Source organism: Myxococcus sp. MISCRS1 (assembly GCF_026626605.1).
In the GTDB taxonomy this organism is placed as follows: Bacteria; Myxococcota; Myxococcia; order Myxococcales; family Myxococcaceae; genus Myxococcus; species Myxococcus fulvus.
Map to the genome: position 1 here is coordinate 6,592,845 of NZ_JAPNKB010000001.1, position 22,968 is coordinate 6,615,812.

General features: G+C 70.6%; 22 protein-coding genes. 11 read left to right on the forward strand and 11 right to left on the reverse strand.

Translation table 11 applies throughout. From position 1 onward, the window contains the following. Positions 1-41: 41 nt before the first annotated feature. The gene (locus tag OWM54_RS26270) at positions 42-368 is read right to left on the reverse strand and encodes a tetratricopeptide repeat protein (RefSeq protein WP_267699273.1); all 327 of its coding nucleotides are present in this window, start codon (positions 366-368) and stop codon (positions 42-44) included. Further along, the gene (locus OWM54_RS26275) at positions 365-1,126 is read right to left on the reverse strand and encodes a TonB family protein (RefSeq protein ID WP_267699274.1); all 762 of its coding nucleotides are present in this window, start codon (positions 1,124-1,126) and stop codon (positions 365-367) included. The genes OWM54_RS26270 and OWM54_RS26275 overlap by 4 nt, the downstream gene beginning before the upstream one ends. 263 nt (positions 1,127-1,389) lie before the next feature. Between OWM54_RS26275 and OWM54_RS26280 the strand changes: the two genes are divergently transcribed. From OWM54_RS26280 to OWM54_RS26300, 5 genes are all read left to right on the forward strand, one after another. Beyond that, positions 1,390-2,475, forward strand: coding sequence for a type III polyketide synthase (locus OWM54_RS26280; RefSeq protein ID WP_223750747.1), 1,086 nt, complete (start codon positions 1,390-1,392; stop codon positions 2,473-2,475). Next, positions 2,469-3,044: an isoprenylcysteine carboxyl methyltransferase family protein gene (locus OWM54_RS26285; protein WP_223750748.1), complete on the forward strand. Its 576-nt coding sequence runs from the start codon at positions 2,469-2,471 to the stop codon at positions 3,042-3,044. The genes OWM54_RS26280 and OWM54_RS26285 overlap by 7 nt, the downstream gene beginning before the upstream one ends. After that, on the forward strand, positions 3,037-3,315 hold the full coding sequence (locus tag OWM54_RS26290; RefSeq protein WP_141332129.1) for a phosphopantetheine-binding protein: 279 nt from the start codon (positions 3,037-3,039) through the stop codon (positions 3,313-3,315). Before OWM54_RS26285 ends, OWM54_RS26290 begins: the two co-directional genes overlap by 8 nt. A 44-nt stretch (positions 3,316-3,359) precedes the next feature. Next, complete coding sequence (locus OWM54_RS26295; RefSeq protein ID WP_420715384.1) at positions 3,360-5,066, forward strand: fatty acyl-AMP ligase; 1,707 nt, start codon at positions 3,360-3,362, stop codon at positions 5,064-5,066. 392 nt (positions 5,067-5,458) lie between these two features. Then, positions 5,459-6,556, forward strand: coding sequence for an NAD(P)/FAD-dependent oxidoreductase (locus tag OWM54_RS26300; protein WP_267699276.1), 1,098 nt, complete (start codon positions 5,459-5,461; stop codon positions 6,554-6,556). A gap of 8 nt (positions 6,557-6,564) precedes the next feature. Here OWM54_RS26300 and OWM54_RS26305 read toward each other — a convergent pair whose 3' ends face one another. Next, on the reverse strand, positions 6,565-7,209 hold the full coding sequence (locus OWM54_RS26305) for a TetR/AcrR family transcriptional regulator (protein WP_267699277.1): 645 nt from the start codon (positions 7,207-7,209) through the stop codon (positions 6,565-6,567). A gap of 90 nt (positions 7,210-7,299) precedes the next feature. Between OWM54_RS26305 and OWM54_RS26310 the strand changes: the two genes are divergently transcribed. Both OWM54_RS26310 and OWM54_RS26315 read left to right on the forward strand, forming a co-directional pair. Then, positions 7,300-8,343: an SDR family oxidoreductase gene (locus OWM54_RS26310; RefSeq protein ID WP_267699278.1), complete on the forward strand. Its 1,044-nt coding sequence runs from the start codon at positions 7,300-7,302 to the stop codon at positions 8,341-8,343. Positions 8,344-8,440: 97 nt separating this feature from the next. After that, the gene (locus OWM54_RS26315) at positions 8,441-9,550 is read left to right on the forward strand and encodes an MBL fold metallo-hydrolase (RefSeq protein WP_267699279.1); all 1,110 of its coding nucleotides are present in this window, start codon (positions 8,441-8,443) and stop codon (positions 9,548-9,550) included. Between the two features lie 10 nt (positions 9,551-9,560). Here the strand turns inward: OWM54_RS26315 and OWM54_RS26320 are convergent, their stop codons facing one another. Together OWM54_RS26320 and OWM54_RS26325 are read right to left on the reverse strand one after the other, a co-directional pair. Next, positions 9,561-10,916 (reverse strand): hypothetical protein, encoded by a 1,356-nt coding sequence (locus tag OWM54_RS26320; RefSeq protein WP_267699280.1) that lies wholly within the window; start codon positions 10,914-10,916, stop codon positions 9,561-9,563. A gap of 350 nt (positions 10,917-11,266) precedes the next feature. Then, positions 11,267-12,208 (reverse strand): LysR family transcriptional regulator, encoded by a 942-nt coding sequence (locus OWM54_RS26325; protein WP_223750755.1) that lies wholly within the window; start codon positions 12,206-12,208, stop codon positions 11,267-11,269. A 106-nt stretch (positions 12,209-12,314) separates the two neighbouring features. Here OWM54_RS26325 and OWM54_RS26330 point away from each other — a divergent pair, with 106 nt between their 5' ends. The 3 genes from OWM54_RS26330 (at position 12,315) to OWM54_RS26340 (ending at position 15,911) form a co-directional block, all read left to right on the forward strand. Continuing rightward, positions 12,315-14,042, forward strand: a complete 1,728-nt coding sequence (locus OWM54_RS26330; protein ID WP_223750756.1) for an alkaline phosphatase family protein — start codon at positions 12,315-12,317, stop codon at positions 14,040-14,042. A 399-nt stretch (positions 14,043-14,441) separates the two neighbouring features. Further along, positions 14,442-15,005 (forward strand): regulatory protein RecX, encoded by a 564-nt coding sequence (locus tag OWM54_RS26335; RefSeq protein ID WP_046716438.1) that lies wholly within the window; start codon positions 14,442-14,444, stop codon positions 15,003-15,005. Positions 15,006-15,134: 129 nt separating this feature from the next. Further along, positions 15,135-15,911, forward strand: coding sequence for an alpha/beta fold hydrolase (locus OWM54_RS26340; RefSeq protein WP_223782720.1), 777 nt, complete (start codon positions 15,135-15,137; stop codon positions 15,909-15,911). A 3-nt stretch (positions 15,912-15,914) separates the two neighbouring features. Here OWM54_RS26340 and OWM54_RS26345 read toward each other — a convergent pair whose 3' ends face one another. Continuing rightward, positions 15,915-16,826 carry a LysR family transcriptional regulator gene (locus OWM54_RS26345; protein WP_141326527.1) on the reverse strand — a complete coding sequence of 304 codons (912 nt, stop codon included), beginning with the start codon at positions 16,824-16,826 and terminating at the stop codon, positions 15,915-15,917. Positions 16,827-16,916: 90 nt separating this feature from the next. Here OWM54_RS26345 and OWM54_RS26350 point away from each other — a divergent pair, with 90 nt between their 5' ends. Next, a complete protein-coding gene (locus OWM54_RS26350; protein WP_223750759.1) occupies positions 16,917-18,032 on the forward strand; it encodes an aldo/keto reductase in 1,116 nt (371 codons plus the stop codon). A 3-nt stretch (positions 18,033-18,035) separates the two neighbouring features. Here the strand turns inward: OWM54_RS26350 and OWM54_RS26355 are convergent, their stop codons facing one another. From OWM54_RS26355 to OWM54_RS26375, 5 genes are all read right to left on the reverse strand, one after another. Beyond that, positions 18,036-18,626: a Uma2 family endonuclease gene (locus tag OWM54_RS26355; protein WP_223750760.1), complete on the reverse strand. Its 591-nt coding sequence runs from the start codon at positions 18,624-18,626 to the stop codon at positions 18,036-18,038. Between the two features lie 49 nt (positions 18,627-18,675). Next, positions 18,676-19,053 carry a Uma2 family endonuclease gene (locus OWM54_RS26360; RefSeq protein WP_267699281.1) on the reverse strand — a complete coding sequence of 126 codons (378 nt, stop codon included), beginning with the start codon at positions 19,051-19,053 and terminating at the stop codon, positions 18,676-18,678. A gap of 276 nt (positions 19,054-19,329) precedes the next feature. Continuing rightward, positions 19,330-20,067, reverse strand: a complete 738-nt coding sequence (locus OWM54_RS26365) for an SDR family oxidoreductase (RefSeq protein WP_046716433.1) — start codon at positions 20,065-20,067, stop codon at positions 19,330-19,332. A gap of 24 nt (positions 20,068-20,091) precedes the next feature. Continuing rightward, on the reverse strand, positions 20,092-21,483 hold the full coding sequence (locus OWM54_RS26370) for an FAD-binding oxidoreductase (RefSeq protein ID WP_223782717.1): 1,392 nt from the start codon (positions 21,481-21,483) through the stop codon (positions 20,092-20,094). A 13-nt stretch (positions 21,484-21,496) separates the two neighbouring features. Beyond that, positions 21,497-22,942 (reverse strand): UbiA family prenyltransferase, encoded by a 1,446-nt coding sequence (locus OWM54_RS26375; protein WP_267699282.1) that lies wholly within the window; start codon positions 22,940-22,942, stop codon positions 21,497-21,499. Positions 22,943-22,968: the final 26 nt, after the last annotated feature.

A 22,968-nucleotide genomic window follows, 5' to 3' on the forward strand; every position in this document is an offset into this window, starting at 1 on the left:
CCTCCTCGTGGGGCGCCTCTCGAATGCGATGGGCGGCCGCGTCAGTGGCTCGCGGGCGTGGGTGCGGTCTCGCACTGGCGCTGGTAGTCGGTGAGCACGCGCTGGAAGCGCTCCTGCTCCTCGCGAGGCCACTTGGCGGGCAGCTTCGCGACGGCCTGCTGCTGCTCCTGGACGGCCTGCTGGCAGCGGCCCTGGTGGAAGGCGACCAGGGCGCTCGTCTCCAGTGCATAGGGATTGTGGGACGCCATCTTCCGACCCACGCGTGCCAGCGGCGCGGCCTCGTCGTAACGCCCCGCGCGCGCATGCAGCCACGCGAGCTCCGTCGCGGCCCACCAGTAATGGGGGGACAGGATGGTGAGCTTCCTCAAGGCGCGCTCGTATTGAGGGTCCTCGGGCAGGTCGCGTGCGTAGGCGCGCGCCACATGTGCCCAGGCCGCCGGGCTGGTCGGGAAGTGCGCCGCCCGCGTGCGCCCCCATTCCAGCTCCTCCTGGGGCGTGAGCTCGCCCCGGGGAACCGCGTGTTCATCTGGAGTTGATACGGAATCTCGATGGGATGCCCCGCCAGCATCGCGGGCTGGAACCGCATCCCCTTCACCGACGTCAGCATCGCCTCAGTGAGCCCATACGGCGCCGACTCCAGCACCTGCACATGGCGGGGGAGGCCGTCCACGCCCAGCTGGAAGGTGACAATGACCACCGCCATGGCCCGCTCCCGCATCGCCTCCTCGGGGAACCCTGGCGGCTCACCCGCGATTCGCCTGGGCGGCTGGAAGTTCGTGCGCAGGTAGTCACACGCTTGTGTCAGCGCCGCGTCGCACGCAGCGGACAGGTCCGCGGAGGCCTGCCGCACATGCTCCTCCGTGGGCTTGCCCGAAAGCACCTGCATGGCCTCGGCGAAGATGGCCGGTGCCTCGGCGGGCTCCACCACGACGCTCGTCTCGACGCTGTGCGAGGGAACCCCCAGCGCGGCCTGGACCTCCAGGCCTTCCGTCTTCGGATCCAGGTACTGGGCCATGGTCCGGGACAGATGGCCGTGGCTCGCGGGCAGAGTGGGACCCAGCCGGGAGTGACTGCACGCGCAGAGCCCCGACAGCACGGCGCCCAGGACGACGGTTGCGAATCTCATCGCGCCGCACGCTAGCGTGTCCCGCCCTCACGCAGGAAGGTGTGCCCAAGGCGTGTCGAAGGTCGTCCCGGCGCACGCGGTCCGCTGTCCTCCGCGAGACACGGGCAGCCCGGTGCCTTCACGCGCGCGAGCCCGCCGTCTACCGTGTGACACTGAAAGGCGCCGCGGCGTCGGGACTCGTTCAGTCGGGGGGACAGGTGTCGCGTCCTCCACGCGTTTCCGACTAAGCGTACCCCTGAGCGCCGCACGGACCCGAGACCTTCATGCACAGCGCAACCGGCCAGGACAGCAGCTCGCCCTTCATCCGCTCCGTGGGAAGAGCACTTCCTCCTCACTACGCCTCGCAGGAACAGCTCATCGCCGCCTTCCGCGAGCTGTGGGCCACGCGCCACTTCAACCTGGAGCGCCTGGAGGACCTGCACCGCGCCGTCCAGGTCGGAGGCCGCTACCTGGCGCTCCCCATCGACGCGTACCGCGAGCTCGTCACCTTCCAGCAACGCAACGACGCCTGGATTCGCGAGGCCACCGCCCTCAGCGAGTCGGTGGTGCGCAAGACACTCGAGCAGGCGGAGCTGACGCCCACGGACGTGGACCACGTCTTCTTCGTCACCGTGACGGGCATCTCCACCCCCAGCGTCGAGGCGCGGCTCGCCAACCGGCTGCGCTTCCGCGAGGACTTCAAGCGCACGCCCATCTTCGGGCTCGGCTGCGTCGCGGGCGCGGCCGGCATGGCACGCGCCGCCGACTACCTGCGCGCCTTCCCCACGCACACCGCCCTGCTGGTGTCCGCGGAGCTGTGCTCGCTGACGCTGCAGCGCGAGGACCTGTCCATCCCCAACATCATCGCCTCCGGCCTCTTCGGCGACGGCGCCGCGTGCGCGGTGCTCCGGGGTGCCCAGGCCCCCGGCGCCCGAGGTCCCCGCGTGGTGGCCTCGCGCTCCGTCTTCTACCCGGACACCGAGCGCACCATGGGCTGGGACGTGGTGGACTCGGGCTTCAAGGTCGTGCTGTCCGCGAAGGTGCCCCACCTGGTCAAGGACCACATCCGCGGCAACGTGGACGCCTTCCTCGCGAGCCACGGCTTGAAGCGCGATGACATCCGTCACTGGGTGGCGCATACCGGCGGGCCCAAGGTGCTCGAGTCCTTCGAGCAGGCCCTGGAGCTGCCGCAGGAGGCGCTCACGCGCTCGTGGGCGTCGCTGCGCGAGGTGGGCAACCTGTCCTCCTCGTCGGTGCTCTTCGTGCTGGGTGAGACGCTGGAGAAGGCGGACGCGAAGCCGGGGGACTGGGGCCTGATGATGGCGATGGGGCCGGGCTTCTGCGCGGAGATGGTGCTCTTGCGATGGTGACGCTCACGCAAGGGGTGTTCTTGGGGTACATGGGCGCGCTCGTGCTGGAGCGGCTCGTGGAGCTGGTGCTCTCCAAGCGCAACGCGGCGTGGGCCTTCGCGCGGGGTGGGGTGGAGACGGGGCAGCGTCACTACCGCTTCATGGTGGTGTTCCACACGCTGTTCCTCGTCGCGTGCGTGGCGGAGGTGTTCCTCCTGCACCGGTCCTTCCCGGGCGTGCTGGGCTGGGCGGCGCTCGGCGGCGCGCTCGTGGCGCAGGGGCTTCGCTACTGGGCCATCTCCACGCTGGGCTCGCGGTGGAACTCGCGCATCATCGTCGTGCCGGGCCTGCCCCCCGTGGAGGGGGGGCCGTACCGCTTCCTGCGCCACCCCAACTACGTCGCGGTGGTGCTGGAGCTGGCGTGTGTGCCGCTCATCCATGGCGCGTGGTGGACGGCCGTGTGCTTCTCGGTGGGGAACCTGGGGTTGCTCTTCGTGCGCATCCGCGCGGAGGAGGCGGCCCTGGGGGACGTGTACGCGAAGGCGTTCTCCCATCGTCCCCGTTTCCTTCCGGAGGTGCCCCGTGGCTGAGCTCGAACTGGAGGTCCTGGCGGAGATTCGTCGCATCGCCGCCGAGGAGCTGGAGTGGAAGGGCGAGGTGGAGCCCGGGCTCGACCTCCTCAAGGACCTGCAGCTCGACAGCCTGGGGCTGACGGTGCTGGCGGTGGGGTTGGAGAACCGCTTCCGCATCCGCTTGTCGGAGGAGGACGCGCAGGGGGTACGCACGGTGGGGGACCTGACGAAGCTGGTGGAGCGGCGCGTGCTGTCCACCGCGCGCGTGGCGACGGAGGTCCGTTCGTGAGGGGACCCACGCTGCCCGCGGTGCGGTTCCCCACGGTGAACGCGATGCTCGCGTCGACGGCCGAAACGGACTTCCGGCTGACGTTCGTGGACGCGGCCGAGAAGGAGACCTCGCTGTCCTGGGCGGAGGTGTACCGACGCGCGCGGCGCACGGCGGCGGGGCTGTCGCGCCTGGGCGTGCGCGAGGGGGAGCGGGTGGCGCTGCTCTTGCCCACCTCGCCGGCCTTCATGGATGCCTACTTCGGCGCGTTGCTCGCGGGCGCGGTGCCGGTGCCCCTGTATCCGCCGGTGCGGCTGGGGCGACTGGAGGAGTACCACCGGACGACGGCGCGGATGCTCCAGGTGACGGAGGCGTGCCTGGTGCTGACGGACTCGCGGGTGCGGCTGCTGTTGGGCCCGAGCGTGGAGAAGTCCCGTCCCCGCCTGGGCTGCCACACGGTGGAGGACGTCTCGCGCGACGACGAGGGGCGCGAGGTGGAGGTGGGCGCCAACGCGCTGGGCCTCGTCCAGTTCTCCTCCGGCTCCACGGTGGACCCCAAGCCGGTGGCGCTGACGCACGGGGCGCTGCTGGCGCAGCTGAGGGCGCTGGAGGTGGCGATGCCGGTGCCGCCCGACAGTCCCCGGGTGGGCGTGAGCTGGCTGCCGCTGTACCACGACATGGGGCTCATCGGCTGTCTGCTCTCGGCGCTGCACTATCCGGGGAACCTGGTGCTGATTCCGCCCGAGGCCTTCCTGGCGCGCCCCGCGCTGTGGCTTCGCGCGGTGTCCAGGCACCGGGGCTTCATCTCGCCGGCGCCGAACTTCGCGTATGGCCTGTGTTTGAAGCGGGTGAAGGACGCGGAGCTGGAGGACGTGGACCTGTCGTCGTGGAAGCACGCGCTCAACGGCGCGGAGCCGGTGTCCGCGGAGACGCTGCAGCGCTTCGTGGAGCGCTTCGAGCGGTGGGGCTTCTCCGCGCGCGCGCTGCGCCCGGTGTACGGGCTGTCCGAGGCGTCGCTGGCAGTGACGTTCCCTCCGGAGGGCCGGGGTCCCCGCTCGCTGGGCGTGGACCCGGGGCTGCTCGCGAGCGAGGGCCGGGTGGAGGAGGGGGCGCGGAGGCTGGTGAGCGTGGGCTCGCCGGTGGCGGGCTTCGAGGTGGAGGTTCGCGACGAGCAGGGCGGGGTGTTGCCGGACAAGCGCGTGGGGAAGGTCTTCACGCGTGGGCCGTCGCTGATGAGCAGCTACTTCGGGGATGCGCTGTCCACGCGGCGCGCGCTGACGCTGGACGGGTGGCTGGACACGGGAGACCTGGGCTTCATCGCGGAGGGGGAGCTGTACCTGACGGGGCGCGCGAAGGACGTGGTCATCATCCGCGGGGCGAACCACGCGCCGCAGTCCTTCGAGGAGCCGCTCCAGTCGGTGGAGGGCGTGCGCACGGGGTGCGCGGTGGCGCTCGGCTTCACGCCCGAGGGTGGACAGGACGAGGCGCTGCTCATCCTCGCGGAGCGGGGTGGGACGGACGCCGACGAGGTGGTGGAGGAGCGCATCCGCGCGGCGGTGGTGGAGGCCACGGGCGTGCGTCCGCACACGGTGAAGTTGCTGGAGCCGGGGACGCTGCCGCGCACGTCGAGCGGGAAGCTGCGTCGGATGGAGGCGCTGCGTCGGCACCTCTCCGGAGAGCTGTCGCCGCCGAAGAAGGTGGGCATGGTGGGCATGGCGGTGGAGATGGCGCGCAGCGCACTCGCCATGGCGCGGGCGGAGCACGACACGTGAGCCGTCGACACTCCGGAGAACCGCCGTCGCCGAAGGTGGGCATGGCGGTGGAGATGGCGCGCAGCGCGCTCGCCATGGCGCGGGCGGAGCACGACACGTGAGTCGTCGACACTCCAGAGAACCGCCGTCGCCGAAGGTGGGCATGGCGGCGGAGATGGCGCGCGGCGCGCTCGCCATGGCGCGGGCGGAGCACGACACGTGAGTCGTCGAAACTCCGGAGAGGGTGGGCAAGGAGCTTCGTTCGTGAGATGCCGCGCCGCGCGGGTCCTGGCGGGAGACGTCCCCTGCGCGACAGGTGGCGAGAGGCCGAGCGCCACGCGGGGCCGAGCACCGCGCGGCTCCCGGATGTGGCGCCATTGCGCGGAGGCGAGGTCTCTGGCGGAGTCCGCGCCATGAGTCGGTATGACGTCGCGGTGGTGGGAGGAGGCCCGGCCGGGCTCGCCGTGGCCATCCACGCCGCGACGCGGGGACTGAACACCGTGGTCCTGGAGCGCGCCTCCTTCCCGGCCGACAAGGCCTGCGGCGAGGGGCTCATGCCCGCGGGGCTCGCGGCCCTGGAGCGGCTGGGCGCGCTCACGCACCTGGACCGCTCGCAGAGCGCGCCGTTCGTGGGCATCCGCTACGTGCAGGAGGATGGCAGCACGGCGGAGGGGCTCCTCCCCGCGCCAGGAGGGCTCGGCGTGCGTCGGGTGGCGCTCGCCGAGGCGCTCGTCACCCGCGCGCGCGAAGCGGGCGCCGAGCTCCGTGAGCGCACCCACGTGGTGTCGCATCGCCGCGTCGGCGACGGCGTGACGCTGGAGCTGGTCGACGGAGAGGTCCAGGCGCGGATGCTGGTGGCCGCGGACGGGCTCGCCTCACCCCTGCGGCGCGCGGAGGGACTCGAACTGGACGCGGAGGGGCCTCGGCGCTTCGGCCTGCGCCGCCACTTCCAGCTCGAACCCTGGACCCCCTACGTCGAGGTGCACTTCGCGAACGGCGTGGAGGCCTACGTCACGCCCGCGGGCGCCCGGCGCGTGGGGCTCGCCTTCCTCTGGGAGGACGGAGGCGTGGAGGGGCGCGTGGGCTTCGAGACGCTGCTCTCCCGCTTCCCGAAGCTCGAGGCGAGACTGTCCGCCGCGACACCGGACTCGCAGGTGCGAGGCGCGGGTCCGCTGGCGCGCGTGGCCCGCGTGCGCGTGGCGGACCGCTTCGCCCTGGTGGGCGACGCCGCGGGCTACGTGGACGCGCTCACCGGAGAAGGCCTCTCCCTCGCCTTCTCCTGCGCGGAGTCGCTGGGCGCGCTCCTTCCGGACGCGCTCGCGAGAGGAGCGACGCGCGACGTGCTCCAGCCCTACGAGGCGCGCTTCCAGCAGGTGTTCCGCAAGTACGCCTGGGCCACGCGCTCACTCCTGATGCTGGCGCGCCGTCCCTGGCTGCGACGCCCCATCGTCCGGATGCTCGGCCACAGCCCGTGGCTCTTCGAGCGCATCCTCCACTCCGTCGTCGGGTGAGCCGAGCCTCACGGCCCCTTGCCCACCACCCATCCGACGAACATCTCCGACGAGCGCTCCAGCAGCGGCTCGATGGAGTCACTCTGGCTCTTCTTGCGCAGCGGCCCCTCGTTCCACAGCGACGCGAGCCCGTGCACCCAGGACCAGATGGTGAAGGCCAGGATGTCCATCTCCACCTTGCCCCCCGAGGCCGCGCGGACCTCCTGCGCCAGCTCCTGCAGCCGCGCGTAGGCGCGCATGCCTTCGGTGTGGATGCCCGCGTACTTCTCCACGTCGCTCCACTCCTGCCGGAACATCACCCGGTAGTGCGCCGGGTGCTCCACCGCGAAGCGCACGTAGCACCGCGCGAGCGCCTTGAGCTGGCCGTCGATGCGCGGCGCCCGGGCCTTCGTCATCGCCTCGTCCATCCGCGCGTTGAGCGCCCGATACCCCTCCTCCGCCACCGCCGCCAGCAGCGCGTCCTTGTCCCGGAAGTGGTGATACGGCGCCGCCGCCGTGACGCCCGCGCGCCGCGCCACCTCCCGCAGCGACACCGCGCCCACGTCCTCCGTCGCGATGAGCTTCAACGTCGCGTCCACCAGCGCCTGCCGCAAATCCCCGTGGTGGTACGTGCGCCGCTTGGGCGCCGCCGCCTTCTTCGCCCGGGTCGTCATTGCCCCAGCCTCCTTGCCCACCCGTTCATCTTGACAGTGTTTAGACCGGCCTTTATTTGAACATTGTTCACATTAACGGGGAGCCGCTGGATGCGCGCATTCGTCACGGGCAGCACGGGGCTGTTGGGCAACAACGTGGTGCGGGCGTTGGTGGCGGGGGGGCACACGGTGCGGGCGCTGGCGCGCTCGCCGGCGAAGGCGCGCCAGGTGCTCGGTGGGCTGTCCGGCGTGGAGGTGGTGGAAGGGGACATGTTGGACGTGAAGGGCTTCGCGGCCGCGCTGGAGGGTTGTGACGTGGTCATCCACACGGCGGCGTACTTCCGCGAATACTACGCGGCGGGAGACCACTGGCCGAAGCTGTATGCCATCAACGTGACGGCCACGGTGGCGCTGGCGGAGGAGGCCCAGCAGCGCGGGGTGAAGCGCTTCGTGGACATCAGCTCCTCGGGCACGGTGGGCGCCAAGGCGGACGGCTCGCCCGGGGACGAGTCGACGCCGCCCGCGGCGCTGCTCGCCGGCAACCTCTACTTCAAGAGCAAGGTGGAGTCGGAGCGGGAGCTCAACGCCTTCAGCGCGCGCACGGGCATGGACGTGGTCTACATCCTGCCGGGGTGGATGTTCGGTCCCGGGGACGCGGGGCCCACCGCCGCGGGGCAGCTCATCCTGGACCTGGCCGCGGGGAAGATGCCGGCCCTGCTCGAGGGGGGCTCGTGCCTGGTGGACGCGCGCGACGTGGCCGAGGCCACCGTGGTGGCGGCCCAGAAGGGACGCTCGGGGGAGCGCTACCTGGTGGGCGGCGAGTTCGTGGACCTGGGCACGCTGACGCGGACGATTGAGGCGGTGTCGGGCATCCCCGCGCCGCGCAGGGTGCTGCCCCACGCGCTGGCGCTGCTGTTGGGCGCGCTGGGGCAGACGTGGGCCCGGCTGACGGGGGGCGAGACGGCGCTGACGGTGGAGGGGGTGCGCGTGATGCACGCGAAGCTGCGGGTGGACTCGTCCAAGGCGAAGCGGGAGCTGGGGGTGCGCTTCCGCCCGCTGGAGCAGACGCTGCGCGACACGGTGGACTGGCTGCGTGAGCACAAGCCCCAGATGGCGTCCGCCGCGAAGCGTCCTCGGGTGGCCACGTCCTCCTGAAGAGTCCTGCGCGGCCGCGTGCCCGCCATTACGATGGAGACCCGCCCTCGCCCTGACCGGAGGGCGTGGCCGTTGGCTTCGATGGAGCGTCGCCCCCATGCCCCAGGCGTCCCTGGCCCGTTGGTTTTCCGCATCGACCGCCCTGTGGGGCCTGCTCGCGTGCGCGCCGCTCGTGGGCGGCTGCCTCTTCGCGGGCCCCAGCCACCGGGGGCCGCCGATGGCGCACTTCGACGGGGAGAAGTTCCAGAACATCGGTGACGCGCCGATGCTGTCGGCGTCCGAGCTGATTGGCGCGGCGCTGAAGGAGCCTCGCGGCGCGTGGCGCGAGTACGAGGACCTTCCCCCCGGCAGGCCCCCGCCCGAGCGCGTGGGCCCGGGCAAGCTCAAGGTCACGCTCATCAACCACGCCACCGTGCTCATCCAGGCGGACGGGGTGAATGTGCTGACGGACCCCATCTACTCGGAGCGGCCCAGCCCGGTGCCGTGGGTGGGGCCCAAGCGGGTGCACCCGCCGGGCATCCGCTTCGAGGACCTGCCGCCCATCGACGTGGTGGTGGTGAGCCACAACCACTACGACCACATGGACCTGCCCACGCTGCGCAGGCTGGAGGCGGCGCACCAGCCGCGCTTCATCGTTGGACTGGGCAACAAGGCGCTCCTGGATGACGAGGGGTTTCGTCACGTGGAGGAGCTGGACTGGTGGCAGGCCACGCGGGTGACGCCCGAGGTGTCGGTGACGGCGGTGCCCGCGCAGCACCGCTCGAACCGGGGGCTCACGGACCAGGCGGAGACGCTGTGGGCCGGGTACGTGGTGTCGACCACGGGCGGGCCGGCGTTCTTCGCGGGGGACACGGGCTTCGGTCCGCACTTCGCGATGATGGCCGCGCGCTTCGGGCCCATGCGGCTGTCGGTGTTGCCGATTGGGGCCTACCGGCCGCGCGTGCTCCACACGGTGCACATGGGGCCGCGCGAGGCGCTGGATGCGCACAAGGTGCTCGGCTCCTCGACGTCGGTGGCCATGCACCACAACACCTTCCCCATGGCCTTCGACGGGCAGGACGAGGCGAAGTTCCTGCTGCTGCGGCTGCTCGCGCGCGAGGAGGTGCGCCCGCGCTTCTGGGCGCTGGGCTTCGGCGAGGGGCGCTTCGTGGAGCCCCTGCCCCAGACGCCCGCCGCGGTGGCGAGCGTGTGCGCGGCGGAGCGGTAGGCGCTGGGCGTCAGCGGTTGTAGGGCTTCTCCTGCACCCAGTGGAAGCCGCGTCCGCGCAGCTCGAAGTTCGAGATGTCCACCTGATTCAGTCGAACGTGGACCTTCGCGCCGTCGACCTCGCCCTCGAGCACGAAGTGCTCCGCATCCGGCGTCTCGCGCTGGAGGGTGGCCACGGGCTTGGCGTCGTCGCCCCGTCCCGACATGAGGAGGATGGACTTGCCGGCCTCGCCCTCCTTCACGGGGAAGTAGCGGCGCACGTCATTCATCAGCCGGGCGGCCACCACATTGCGGCCGACGGACACGGCGCGCCAGCGATGCGGGTCCGTCAGCAGGGGCGGGAGCTCCTGGCCGTCCCGGGTGAAGGACTCGACCTTGTAGAGGCCTCCGAAGGGCGGCGGGGGCGCGCCGTCACCCCACTGGGTGTAGCGCTCGTGGCCCCTGGTGATGTTGTTGTGGAGCAGCCAGCCGATGAAGAGGACCTTCACGGCTCGGGAGGCCCAGAGGACGCGCGGGGAGAGGGTGAAGGGGAGCTCGAGGGACGCGGGCTGGGTGGCGCGGTTGAGGACGAAGACGTTGGCGAGCCGGCGCAGGTCCGGCAGCGTGAGGAAGACGGCGAAGAGCAGGAGCTGGGTGGAGTAGAGCTTGACGGGGACGTCGTAGAAGAAGTTCAGCGCGACGACGTTGGACATGACGCCGATGACCACCAGCGCTCCGAGCGTGGTGGTGCGACGGGCGAGCAGCAGCAGGCCGCCCAGCACCTCGGCGCCTCCGGTGAAGAGGTTGTAGCCGGGGGAGTGGCCCATGAAGGTCCACAACAGGCCCATGGGGGAGAAGTCGCCGAGGGACTGGGTGAGCCGCTCGACGGACGCCATGGGGAACTGCGACTTGAAGACCTTGGAGAAGCCGTAGCCCAGCATGGGGACGGCCAGCAGGTAGCGCACGTAGAGGTGCAGCAGGGCGTGGGCCTTCTCGTAGCGCGGACGTCGCCGGTCGACGAGGGACCACACGCCGGTCGCGACGAGGGCGAGCGCGAGGAAGACGGCGGTCTGGGCATAGTCGATGGCCTTGTCGCCGCTGCCCGTCTGCGCGAGAGAGAGCTCGCCCTGGTAGCCGGCCACGTTGCGGGTGACCCAGGGGACCACGAGGTTCCAGAAGTCGGAGATGGCCTCGGAGATGGGCTCGCCGATGACGGGGACGACGTACACCGGGAAGGGGAAGGCGTAGAGGAGGACGTAGGCGCAGACGAAGCGGAAGCCGAGCCGCTTCGCCAGGCTCCACGGAGGAAGGGACGGCTCGGGCGCGACGGTGGGCGTCACGGGCGCGACAGGCTCGGGCGCGGAAGGGATGGGGGCGGCGGTGGTCATGGCGTCCTCGGGCCGCCGAGCGTAGCCAGGGGCGTCGCGCGGACTCAAAAGGTGGTTGTCCGGTGGGGTGACGCGACGCGTGGTGAACGAGCGGTTGCGGGGGCTGGGGCGTCGGCGGTCACGCGCGTTTGGGGGGGCTGGGGCGGCGGTCGCGTGCGTTCGGAGACAGGGGAGCGTCGACGCTCACGAGTGTTTGTATCGGTATCAGGTGGTGCGTCATCGACGCGGCTTGTCCGAGGTGCCTTGTGAACCCCGCGCGTGAGGCTTCGTCGTCGAGAGCGAGCGGTGCGTTGGCGCGATGCGGCGGGGCGTCTCGCCAGAGACCGCCGTCCCTGCTCGGTCGGACCCCTTCAGCGAGCGGAGCGTCGTGTGGGGCGGCGACGCGGCTGGCTTCGAGGCGCGGCGGTCAGGGGCTTCTCGCCCTCGGTGCGCAGGGCGTCGATGAGCCGGAGCGCCGAGGGGTTCTCGGGCGCGTTCGCCCGTTGCACGGAGTAGATGAGGTTGGTGACCTGCTTGCGGCCGGGCGCGGGGGCGATGACGACAGTGCCCTGGCGCGCGGCCTGGGCGACGCAGTGGTCGGGGAGGATGGACCAGCCGTGGCCGGCGGCCACCGTGCCCACCACCTCCTCCAGCTCCTCGAAGTGGTACGTGCCGCGCATCGAGCGGGGCTGTCGTCCGTAGTGTCCCTCGAACCACTTGCCGAAGACGTACTCGCACTCGTCATAGGTGACGAAGGTCAGGTCCTCGAAGGCCTCGAGCCGCGGGAAGGTCTTCCCCTTGGCGCCAGGGGGCCCGACGAGCACGAGCTGTTCTCGCCACACGGGCGCGGTGAGCAGGCGGCTGGACACATGGGGCAGGTAGACGAAACCCACGTCACAGGCGCCGTCCTCCAGGGACTCGAAGACCTGTTCGGCCGTGGGGAAGCGCAGGGAGTATGGGGCCGCGAGTCGCTGACGGGCGAGCAGGGGATAGAGCACGTAGCGACCGAAGCCGCTCACGGAGGCGATGCGCAGGGGCTCGGCGGGTGCGTCACCGGTCCGCAGTCCGCGCGCGAGTCGGCCGAACTCGTCGAAGAAGCGCTCGCACAGGGCATGCAGCTTCGCGCCCGCGTCGGTGAGGGTGAGCGTGCGCGTGGTGCGGTCGAAGAGCACGGTGCCGAGCTGCTCCTCGAGCTGACGCACCTGGTAGCTCACCGCGGGCTGGGTACGGTGGAGCACGGTCGCCGCGCGACTGAAGCCGCGCTCCCGGCTCACGACGAAGAAGGTCTGGAGATAGCGAGGGTCCAGGTCCATCCAACCATTCTATGGGATTCATCCAGTCTATCCATTGGATGGATGAGGGCCGTGGCTCGCAGGATGCCTTCCACGCCGCGGTGCTCGCGGTGGTGGAGGCGGAACCATGGCGGCTTCGTTGAGTCGGGTGCTCATGTCGGTCGGCTGTCTGCTGGGGGCGCTGGGCTCCGGAGCGGGGCAGGCGCGGGAGTCGGAGCTGTCCTCGGGCAGGGTGGGGAGGCGGCAGGTGGCGCCGCCGCGGGGTGGCTCGCGGCCGGTGGTGTCGCCGGGCGAGGAGGTGGGGGCGAGGCCGTCGCTGGTGGTGTTCCTGGTGTTCGATGGACTTCGCTACGACGACCTGGAGCGCTGGCGTCACCGCATGGGGCCGGACGGTTTCCGTCGGCTCCTGGAGGGTGGCACCGTCTTCGATGCCGCGCGCTATCCGTACGCGACGACGAAGACGTGTCCGGGGCACGCGACGCTCGCGACAGGGGCGCTCCCCGGAGCGCACGGCATCATCTCGAACGAGTGGTACGAGCGGGAGACGGGCGCGGACGTGAGCTGTGTTCGGGACCCGGCCAGCCCGCCGCTCGATGACCCGAAGGGGAAGGGGGTGTCGCCCTGGCGGCTGCGGGTGGCGACGTTGGGAGACCGCTTGCTGGAGACGCACGGTGGCTCCTCGCGCGTGGTGTCGGTGTCACTGAAGGACCGCGCGGCCATCATGCTGGGCGGGCAGCGCGGGCAGGCGTACTGGTGGGGCGCGAAGGGCTTCACCACGAGCCGTCACCATGCGCGCGAGCTGCCGACCTGGGTGTCCGAGTTCAATCAGGCCCTGGGCTCGCGGAGGGGAGGCGCGTGGGCACGGAGTGCGGAGGCGTCCGTGTATGGCTCGCTGGGCCCGGATGATGACGCGCGCGAGCGCCCGCCCGAGGGACTGGGGCGGACGTTCCCCCATCCGCTGACCACGGAGGAGGCGTTCCTGTACACGCCGCTGGGGGCGGAGACGTTGTTCGAGCTCGCGCTCGCGGGAGTGAAGGCGGAGCAGCTGGGCAAGCGCCCCGGTGCGAGGGACTTGCTGGCCATCGGCATGTCGAGCGTGGACGTGGTGAGCCACAGCTTCGGGCCGGAGAGTCACGAGACGGTGGACATGCTCCTTCGGTTGGACCGGGCGCTGGCCGTGTTCCTGGAGGCGATGGACCGCGAGGTGGGGTTGTCGAAGGTGTTGGTCGCGATGAGCGCGGACCACGGGATGGCACCCGCGCCGGCGCGAGCCGAGCAGCGGTTGCCGGCGGAGACGGTGACGCGCGCGGTGGACGCGGCGATGGATGGGGCCTTCGGCGCGGAGGACTGGGTGGAGGCGTTCATCGCGCCGCACCTGTATCTGCGACAGGCGCGGTTGAAGGCGCGGGGAGTGTCGCTGGAGAAGGCGGCCGAGGTGGCGAAGAAGGCGGCGCGCGCCGTGCCGGGAATCGCGGAGGTGGTGTCCGCGGCGGATGTGCGCGCGGACCGGGCGGAGGGGTTCGCCCGGAGGGTGCGACAGGAGTACGTGCCCGCGCGCTCGGGAGAGCTGGTGCTCATCGCGGACCCGCATGTGCTGCTCGCGCCGGATGACGACCATGCGAGCACGCACGGGACGCCCTACGAGTACGACACGCACGTGCCGCTCATCCTCTACGGCCAGGGGCTGCCCGCCGTGCGACATGGGCGCGCCGTGACGCCACTGGACCTGGCGCCCACGCTGGCCTCCTGGCTGGGCGTGACGCTGCCGGAGGCCTCGGGGCTGCCGCTCTGTGAGGCGCTGCCCCCACGCGCAGGCACGCCCGCTTCGTGCTCGGAGCCTGCGGCTACACGGTGATGCGAGGGGCTCGCGGTGATGCTGAAGCCACCGTGAGGCGCTGCCCCCACGAATCGGCACGCCTGCTTCATGTTCGTAGCGCGCGGCCAGGCCGTGATGCGGGGAGTGTTCGCGGCGGTGCTCCAGGCCCTGTGACTCCGCAGGCCCGCTCTCCCGCTGATGCTCCACGCCAGGTGGAAGAAAGAGGGCTTGTGGTGGTGGTGCTCGAGGGGCAGTGACTTCGCGGGTCCGCCAGGAGGCCCGCCCTCCTGCGATGGCGCGCTGGGGCTCGGGAGCCGCCATCACGCGTCCTCGGCCGTGGAGGGGCGGACGGGGGCCTGCTCGTCCGCCCGCCCTCGTTTCGCTGGGGGTATCACCCGAGCGGCGTCTTCGTCGGACCGCCCTGATAGATAGGGCGGCGTGGAAGACGACCGGACCGGACAGGACAGCAGGCCCCCGAGGAAGCAGAAGCGACCCCGGAAGGTGTCCGCTCGCTACCTGGAGAACGCGGCGCTGCACTACTTGAAGCGCTACGCCTCCACGGTGAGCCAGCTCAAGCGCGTGCTGGTGCGCCGCGTGGACCGCTCGGTGAAGGAGCACGGCGGGGACCGCGCGGAGGCGCTCGGGTGGATTGACGCGCTCACGCAGAAGCTCATCCGCAACGGCCTCATCAACGATGACGCCTACGCGGGCATGAAGGCGCAGTCGCTGCGCGCGGCCGGGCGCAGCACGCGGGTGATTGCGCAGAAGCTGCGGATGAAGGGCGTGGCCGCGGACCTGGTGCAGCGCAAGCTGGCGCAGGCCACCGCGGAGGTCTCCGACGAGGACGCCGCGCGCATCTGGGCCCGGAAGAAGCGCCTGGGCCCCTTTCGCAAGAACCTGGCGACGCGCGAGGAGAACCGTCAGAGGGATTTGGCCTCCCTGGCGCGCGCGGGCTTCTCGTTCGGGATTGCGAAGAAGATCATCGACGGGTCGCTCGACTGAGCATGGCCGTGCGCGGCCCGTGATGCCGTGAAGCAGTTTTGCGCGAAAGAACGAAGCTATCAAGTCGCGCCGCGTTCCCGTACGTCCCCGCGCGACCGGAATGTCTCCGGTCACGCACGGGGGCATGGGATGAACGCGACGCGAGAGACGCGCACAGTCACGCTGGAGGACCTGCGGCTGCACTGCACGCTGCTGGGCGAGGGGCCTCCGTTGCTCCTCCTTCACGGCTTCACCGGTGCGGGCGAGGACTGGGGCCACGTGTTCGACCTGGACGCGCTGGCCCGTGAGTACCGGCTCGTCATCCCCGACCTGCGAGGCCACGGCCGGAGCCACAATCCCTCGGAGGACTTCACCACGCGCCAGTGCGCGACGGATGTCCTCGCGCTCCTGGACGCGCTGGGCATCGAGCGGTGCCGAGCCATCGGGATGAGCCTGGGTGGCAACACGCTGCTTCACGTCGCCACGCGAGCACCCGCGCGCGTGGAGCGGATGGTGCTGGTCTCCAGCACGCCGTACTACCCCGCGTCGGCCCGCCGCATCATGGCGACCTACACGGAGGCGTCGCGCTCGGAGGCGGAGTGGGCGGACCTGCGCTCGAAGCACGTCCACGGAGACGCGCAGATTCGAGCCCTGTGGCGACATGTCCGAGGCTTCGCGGACAGCTTCGATGACATGAGCTTCACGCCGCCGCACCTGGGAACGGTGCGCGCGCCGACGCTGCTCGTCCAGGGAGACCAGGACCCGCTCTATCCGGTGGAGCTGACGGTGGAGCTGCACCGCTCCATTCCGGAGTCCCGCTTGTGGGTCGTCCCCGGTGAAGGCCATGTCCCGCTCTTCGGGGCGTGGCGTGAGGTCTTCGTCCGCACGGCGCTGGCGTTCCTTTCGGGGCCGACGCCCACGGGGTGAGCCTCAGGCGCGTGTGGGCGTGGGAAGCATCTTCCGCGCGAGCGCGACGAAGGCCTTCAGCGCGGGTGAGGCGCGAGCCCGGTGGGGGTAGTACAGGAAGAGGCCCGGGACGGAGGGTGCCCAGTCCTCCAGCACGGCCCGCAGCGTCCCCTCGCGTAACGCCGGGGTGAGCTCCGGCTCGGCGAGGTACGCCAGGCCCACGCCCGCCACGGCCATGCGCCGCGTGAACTGCGAGTCGTCCGTGACGAGCGGCCCCTTCACCGCGATGCGCAGCTGCTTGCGCCCGCGCTCCAGCTCCCAGTGGTACGGCAGGCCCGTGGTGGGGGCGCGGTAGCCGATGCACTCGTGCTGCGCCAGGTCCGCGGGGCGCGTCGGCGTCCCATGCTTCTTCAGGTAGGCCGGCGAGCCGACGATGAGGAAGCGGAAGGAGGGCGACAGGCGCAACTGCACCATGTCGCGCTCCACGGACTCCGTCAGCCGCAGTCCCGCGTCGAGCCCCTCCGTCACGATGTTCACGAACCGGTCCGTGACCCGGACGTCGACGCGGACATGGGGGTGCTCCTGGATGAAGCGGGGGATGACAGGCTCGATGACGGTGGCGAGCCCCATCACGGGCACCGTGAGCCGGAGCGTGCCGCTGATTTCGGACACGTCCGCGGACAGGTGCTCCAGCGCGCCCAGCGCCGACTCCAGTCCTGGCCCCGCGCGCTCCAGCAGGCGCTGCCCCATGTCCGTGAGCGACACGCTGCGCGTGGTGCGGGAGAGCAGGGCGCCGCCCACGCGCTCCTCCAGCATGCGCACCGTCTGGCTCACCGCGGACGTGGAGACGCGAAGCTCCTTGCCCGCGCGCGTGAAGCTCTTGTGCCGGGCGACGGCGACGAACACGGCGAGCTCGTTCAGGGGTGTCAGGGCCATTGTGAAGCCATCCTAAACAGTGTTTGCGATTCCAGTCTCTTCTCGAAAAAGCCCGTGGGCGGCAGTTTGAGGTCAGCCACGGAGGCACGCATGACGACGACGAACCGCATCGACACGCTGTCGAGGTACCACCTGCTGGGCCGCTCGGGCCTGCGGGTGAGCCCGCTCGCGCTGGGGGCCATGACATTCGGCACGGAGTGGGGTTGGGGCAGCCCCAAGGACACGGCGCACCGGCTGCTGGCCCGCTACCTGGAGGCGGGCGGCAACTTCATCGACACGGCGGATGGGTACACGGGCGGCACGAGCGAGGCGTTCATCGGGGACTACTTCGCGGAGCACGGCGGACGGGACAGCGCCGTCATCGCGACGAAGTTCACCGTGAACACGATTCCCGGGGACCCGAACGCGGGCGGCAATGGGCGCAAGAACCTCCGGCGCTCGCTGGAGGCGTCGCTGCGTCGGTTGAAGACGGACTACGTGGACCTGTACTGGCTGCACGCGTGGGACGGAATCACGCCGCTCGAGGAGGTGATGTCCACGATGACGGACCTCGTGCGCTCGGGGAAGGTCCGCTACATCGGGCTCTCGGACGTGCCGGCCTGGTACTTCGCGCGGGCGCAGACGCTGGCGGAGAAGGAGGGGTGGGAGCGGGTGGCCGCGTTGCAGCTCGAGTACTCGCTGGTGGAGCGCAACATCGAGCGCGAGCACATCCCGGCCGCGTTGCAGCTGGGCGCGAGCATCACGCCGTGGAGTCCGCTGGCCTCGGGGTTGTTGTCGGGCAAGTACACGCGGGAGCGCGGCGTGGTGAAGGGGGATGGGCGCGTGGCGGCCATCCAGGGGGGAGGGAACCCGGGCTTCGAGAAGCTCTTCACGGAGCGCAACTGGGGCATCGTGGAGGCGCTGCTGGAGGTGGCGCGGGAGCTGGACAGGCCGCCGGCGCAGGTGGCGCTGGCGTGGGTGACGCGGCGGCCGGGCGTGGCGTCGACCATCATCGGGGCGACGAAGCCGGAGCAGCTGGAGGCGAACCTGCGCGCGCTGGACGTGGTGATTCCGGAGGCGCAGGCGGCGAAGCTGGAGGCGGCGAGCCGTCCGGAGCTCGTCCACCCGTACCACTTCTTCGAGAACGAGTTCTTCACCAGCGGCATGTTCACGGGAGGCACGTCCGTGCGAGCGGAGCCCACGTGGTTCCGCCCGGCGGCGCGCTGAGCCTCAAGGCATGGGACGCTGGAGCGAGCGCCACAGCCAGCTCCAGCGCAGCGGCAGGTCCTCGAAGGGCGGGACGCGGATGAGGTCCTCGTGCTCGTGATGGACGGCCACCTCGCTCCAGTGGCCCTCGCGCAGCTCGCTCACGGTGAGCGTGCGCGCCTCCAGGTCGATGAGCCACAGGTGGCGGATTCCGAGCCTCGCGTAGAACGGACGCTTGATGCGCACGTCGTACGAGCGGGTGGACGGCGACAGGATCTCACAGACCCAGTCGGGCACGGTGGTCCACTGTCGCTCGGGGAGCGTGGGGACGCGCTCGCGTCGCCAGCCGGCGAGGTCGGGGATGAACTCGGGAGAGCCCTCGGCCTGGATGCCGGGCTCGACCATGAGCCACCAGCCGCCCGGGCCGGGATTGCCGAGCTGGAAGGGACCATCCAGCTCGCCGAAGAGTCTCAAGCCCAGATACACATGTCCGCCCCCGGGGCGGGCATGCGTGTACAGCGCACCATCGATGATCTCGCCCACGACGCCCTCGGGCAGCGCCTCGATGTCGGCGAGGGTCGCGACCCCCTCTGTTTCGCGTTTGCCGTAGGCCATGCCCCGAGTGTGGAGATAGCAGAGTCGTCTGACAAGCCGACGTGGGAGGCTATGTCCCGGAGGTGGGCTCCAGGAGCGGCCAGAGCTCGCCGAGCCTCAACTCGAGGTCCTCGAACGGAGGCACTCGGATGACGTCCTCATCGCAGTAGGTCCCGACCTCCACCCACTGTCCCTCGCGCAGCTCGCTCACCAGCAAGGTGCGTGCGTCCAGGTCGATGAACCACAGATGCTTGATGCCTATCCGCGCGTAGAAGGGGCGCTTGATGCGCAGGTCGTAGGCGCGCGTCGATGGCGACAGGACTTCACAGGCCCAGTCGGGCGCGACGAGCCACGAGCCCGTCGGAATCCTCGCCACCCGGTCCTTCCTCCACCCCGCGACATCCGGAATGAACTCAGGAGAGCCCTCCAGTCGGATACCGGGCTCCACTTGAATCCACCAACCTCCAGGCCCACCTCGCCCCTGCTGGAAGGCCCTCGGAGTGCGGCAAACAGGCCGCCCAGCGTGTCCATATGCCCAGCACGCGGCTGGGCATGCACATACAACGTTCCCTCGATGATCTCGCCCACGACGCCCTCGGGCAGAGCCTCGATGTCGGCGAGGGTCGCGACACCCTCTGTTTCGCGTTTGCCGTAGGCCATGCCCCGAGTGTGGAGATAGCAAAGCCGTCTGACAAGCAGCGCCGCTCCCGGCGTCCGTTTACAGCTAGAGCTTCAACTTCTTGAACACGGATTCCGGGATGCTCTTGATGATGAGCATGATGAGCGCCCAGATGCCGGGGACGTAGACCTCGTTCTTGCGCCCGTCCGCCGCGCTCAGGAGTCCGCGCGCCACCTTCTCCGGCGAGGCGAACAGCTTGTTCTTCGGGATGTGCGCCGTCATCGGCGTGTCCACGAAGCCGGGCTTCACCGTCACCACCGCCACGTTGGACTTCGCCAGCCGGTTGCGCAGGCCCTGGAGGAACACGTTCAGCGCGCCCTTCGACGCGCCGTACACGTAGTTGCTCTGCCGGCCGCGGTCTCCCGCCACCGACGAAATCACCACCAGCGTGCCCGCCTTCTGCGCCTCGAAGCGGTTCGCCAGCGCCGTCAGGAGCGACACCGCGCTCAGGAAGTTGGTGCGCAGCACCGCCTCCGTCGCCGCCCACGAGCGCTGCGCCTCCGTCTGGTCTCCCAGCACCCCGTGCGCCAGCACCACGCCGTCCAGCCCGCCCAGCGCCTGGAACGCCCCGTCCACCAGCGCCTCGTGCGCGCTGAAGTCATTCAGGTCGAGCGCCTTCGACTCCACCTTCGCGGCGCCCCGCGTGGCGGCATCCTTCGCCACCGCGTCCAGGTTCTCCACGTTGCGGCCCACCAGGTACAGCGAGGCACCGCGCGCGGCGAGCAGTCTCACCGTCGCCTGGGCAATGGCGCTGGTGGCGCCGAGGACGAGCACTTTCTTCATGGGGCTTGGAATCTCGAAGAGGGGTCAGCGAAGCGCAAGCAGGGATTGCGGCGCGGCGGCTCCGCCCTTCCGCTCCGACTCCAGCGAGAAGGGCAGGGCCACCGGGTTCATCCGCCGCCAGAAGGACGAGGAGAAGGCCGGGTCGATGTAGCCCGCGAACTCCGCGCGGCGCGGGAAGTACGCCGCGAAGCTCTCCGGGCTCATCCGCGCGTCCTTCGCCGGATACACCGCGCCGCCCGCCTCGCGCGTGAGCTTGTCCAGGTCCTCCACCAACCGGTACGTCTTCTCCCCCCGGTTGGCGAAGTCCATGGCCAGCGTCACGCCCTGGCGCGGGAAGGACAGCCACCCCGGCGAGGGGATGTCTCCGAAGGTCTTCAACACCGACAGGAAGCTGGGCAGCGCGCCGCGCGAGCTGCGCTCCAGGATCTCCTTCAGCGCGTCGCGCGCCGTCGCGTACGGCACCACGCACTGGAACTGGAGGAAGCCGCGCCGGCCGTAGATGCGATTCCAGCCGTAGATGGCGTCCAGCGGATAGAAGAACGGGTCGTAGTGCGTCAGCCGCTGCTTCGGCTTGCCGTTCTGCCGGTGGAAGTACAGCCAGTTGAACGCCGACACCGACAGCCGGTTGAGGCAGAACGCCGGCATGTCCATGGGCACCGCCAGCCCCATGCCGTGCGACAGGTGGCTCTTCGCCAACGGCAGCCGGTCGAACTGCGGCGGCGCGAAGTTGCCCCGGTAGAGCAGCCCGCGCCCCAGCTTCCGGCCCCGCGCCAGGCAGTCCACCCACGCCATGGTGAACTCGTGGTCCGCCTCGGACTCGCGCGCCACGACCAGGAACTCATCCAGGTTCCCGAAGGGCACCGTCTCCTGCAACACGAACGGGTTGCTGATGGGCTTGAGCTGCACCTCCGCCCAGGTGACGAGCCCGGTGAGCCCCAGGCCCCCAATCGTCGCCCCGTACCAGTCCGGGTTCTCGTCCGGCGCGCACACCCGACGGCTGCCATCCGAGCGCAAGAGCTCGAAGCGGCGCACGTACCGGCCGAACGTCCCGCCACGGTGGTGGTTCTTGCCGTGCACGTCGTTGGCGATGGCGCCGCCCACCGTCACGTACTTGGTGCCCGGCGTCACCGGCAGGAACCAGCCGCGCGGCACCGCCAGACGCAAGAGCGTGTCCAGCGACACGCCCGCCTCGCAGCGCACCACGCCCGTCGCCGCGTCGAACGCGATGAGCCGGTCCAGCCCGGAGGTGAGCAGCAGCGTGCCGCCCCCGTTCAGACACGAGTCGCCATAGCTGCGCCCCAGCCCGTGCGGCAGCACCGCGCCGGACACCTCGGGCAGCGCGTCCGAGCGCCACGTCAGCGCGTGCGTGCGCTGCTCGACTCGGGGATAGCGTCCCCAGGACTCCAGTGCCTTCATCGCGCAAGCCCTCTCACGTGGCCGCCCACAGCACCAGGGCCGCGACCAGCCCCACCGCGTAGCTCACCCGGTCCCTCAGCGCGAAGACGAGCGGGTCCTCGTTCACCTGCCCGCGATGCGCCAGCACCCAGATGCGGCCCACCCAGTACAGCATCACCGGGCACAAGAGCCACAGCCGCTCGGGGTGGTCGTAGTACACCGTCACCTCCTTCGAGGTGATGTACAGCGCCAGCACCAGCACCGACACCTGGCCCGCCGCCGCGCCCAGGCTGGCCAACTGCTCGTAGTCCTGCGCCAGGTAGCCTCGCCCGTGCGCGGAGGTCTCGTTGGACAGCCGGAGCCTGCGCACCTCGGAAAGCCGCTTCACCAGCGCCAGCGACAGGAACAGGAACATGCTGAACATCAACAGCCAGCTCGACGTGGGCACGCCCACCGCCAGCGAGCCGCCGAAGATGCGCACCGTGTACAGGCCCGCCAGCACCAGCACGTCCAGCATCACCACCTGCTTGAGCCTCAGCGAGTACGCCAGGGTCAGCGCGTAGTACGTCGCCAGGAGCGCCGCGAAGGCGGGCGGCAACAACAGACACACCGCCGCGCCCGCCAGCAGCAGGAGGGGCGCCATCACCACCCCCACGCTCACCGGCAGCGTGCACGCCGCGAACGGACGGTTCTTCTTCGTCGGGTGCCGCCGGTCGGAGTCCAAATCCAACAGGTCATTGAGCACGTACACGCTGGACGCACACAGGCTGAACGCCACGAAGCCCAGCACCGCCTTGAGCAGCAGGTCTGGTGACGCGGCCTTGTGCGCGGCGAGCAGCGGCACGAACACCAGCGCGTTCTTCGCCCACTGGTGCACGCGCAGCGCCTTCACCCAGACGCGGGGGCTCGTCTTCGGCTTCTCGAAGACCTTGTGCACGGCGCGTCCCAGCCCGTGCGCCTGCTTCAGCACGCCCGAGGGCGCGTGCACCACCACCACCTGCCGCGACTCGCGCCACAAGGGCACGTCCACCGCGTCGTTGCCCGCGTAGTCGAACGTGCCGAGCGACGCCTTCAGCTTCGCGAGCTTGCGCGCCCCGGACAGGTTCTCCTGGCCGTCGCTCGCGTGCACCTCGGCGAACAGCCCCAGGTGCGAGGCCACGGCCTGCGCGATGCGCTGGTCCGCCGCGGTGGCGAGCACCAGCCTGCGCCCGCGCGCCTTCTCCTCCTGGAGGAAGCCGAGCAGCTCCTCGTTGTACGGCAGGAGCGAGGCGTCCAGCGCGGCGCGCCGGGCCACCTCCGCCTTGAAGTACGCCTTGCCCTTGAGGACCCACAGGGGAAGGAGCAGCACCAGCCAGGGCGCGCGCTTGAAGAGGACGAGCAGGTTCTCGTGCAGCGTATCGGTGCGCACCAGCGTCCCGTCGAGGTCGACGGCGAGCGCCACGTCTGGCGAATCAGCGGAGAGGGGAGTCTCGGGAACCATGGGCAACGGGAGGCGCAGGGTAGCCC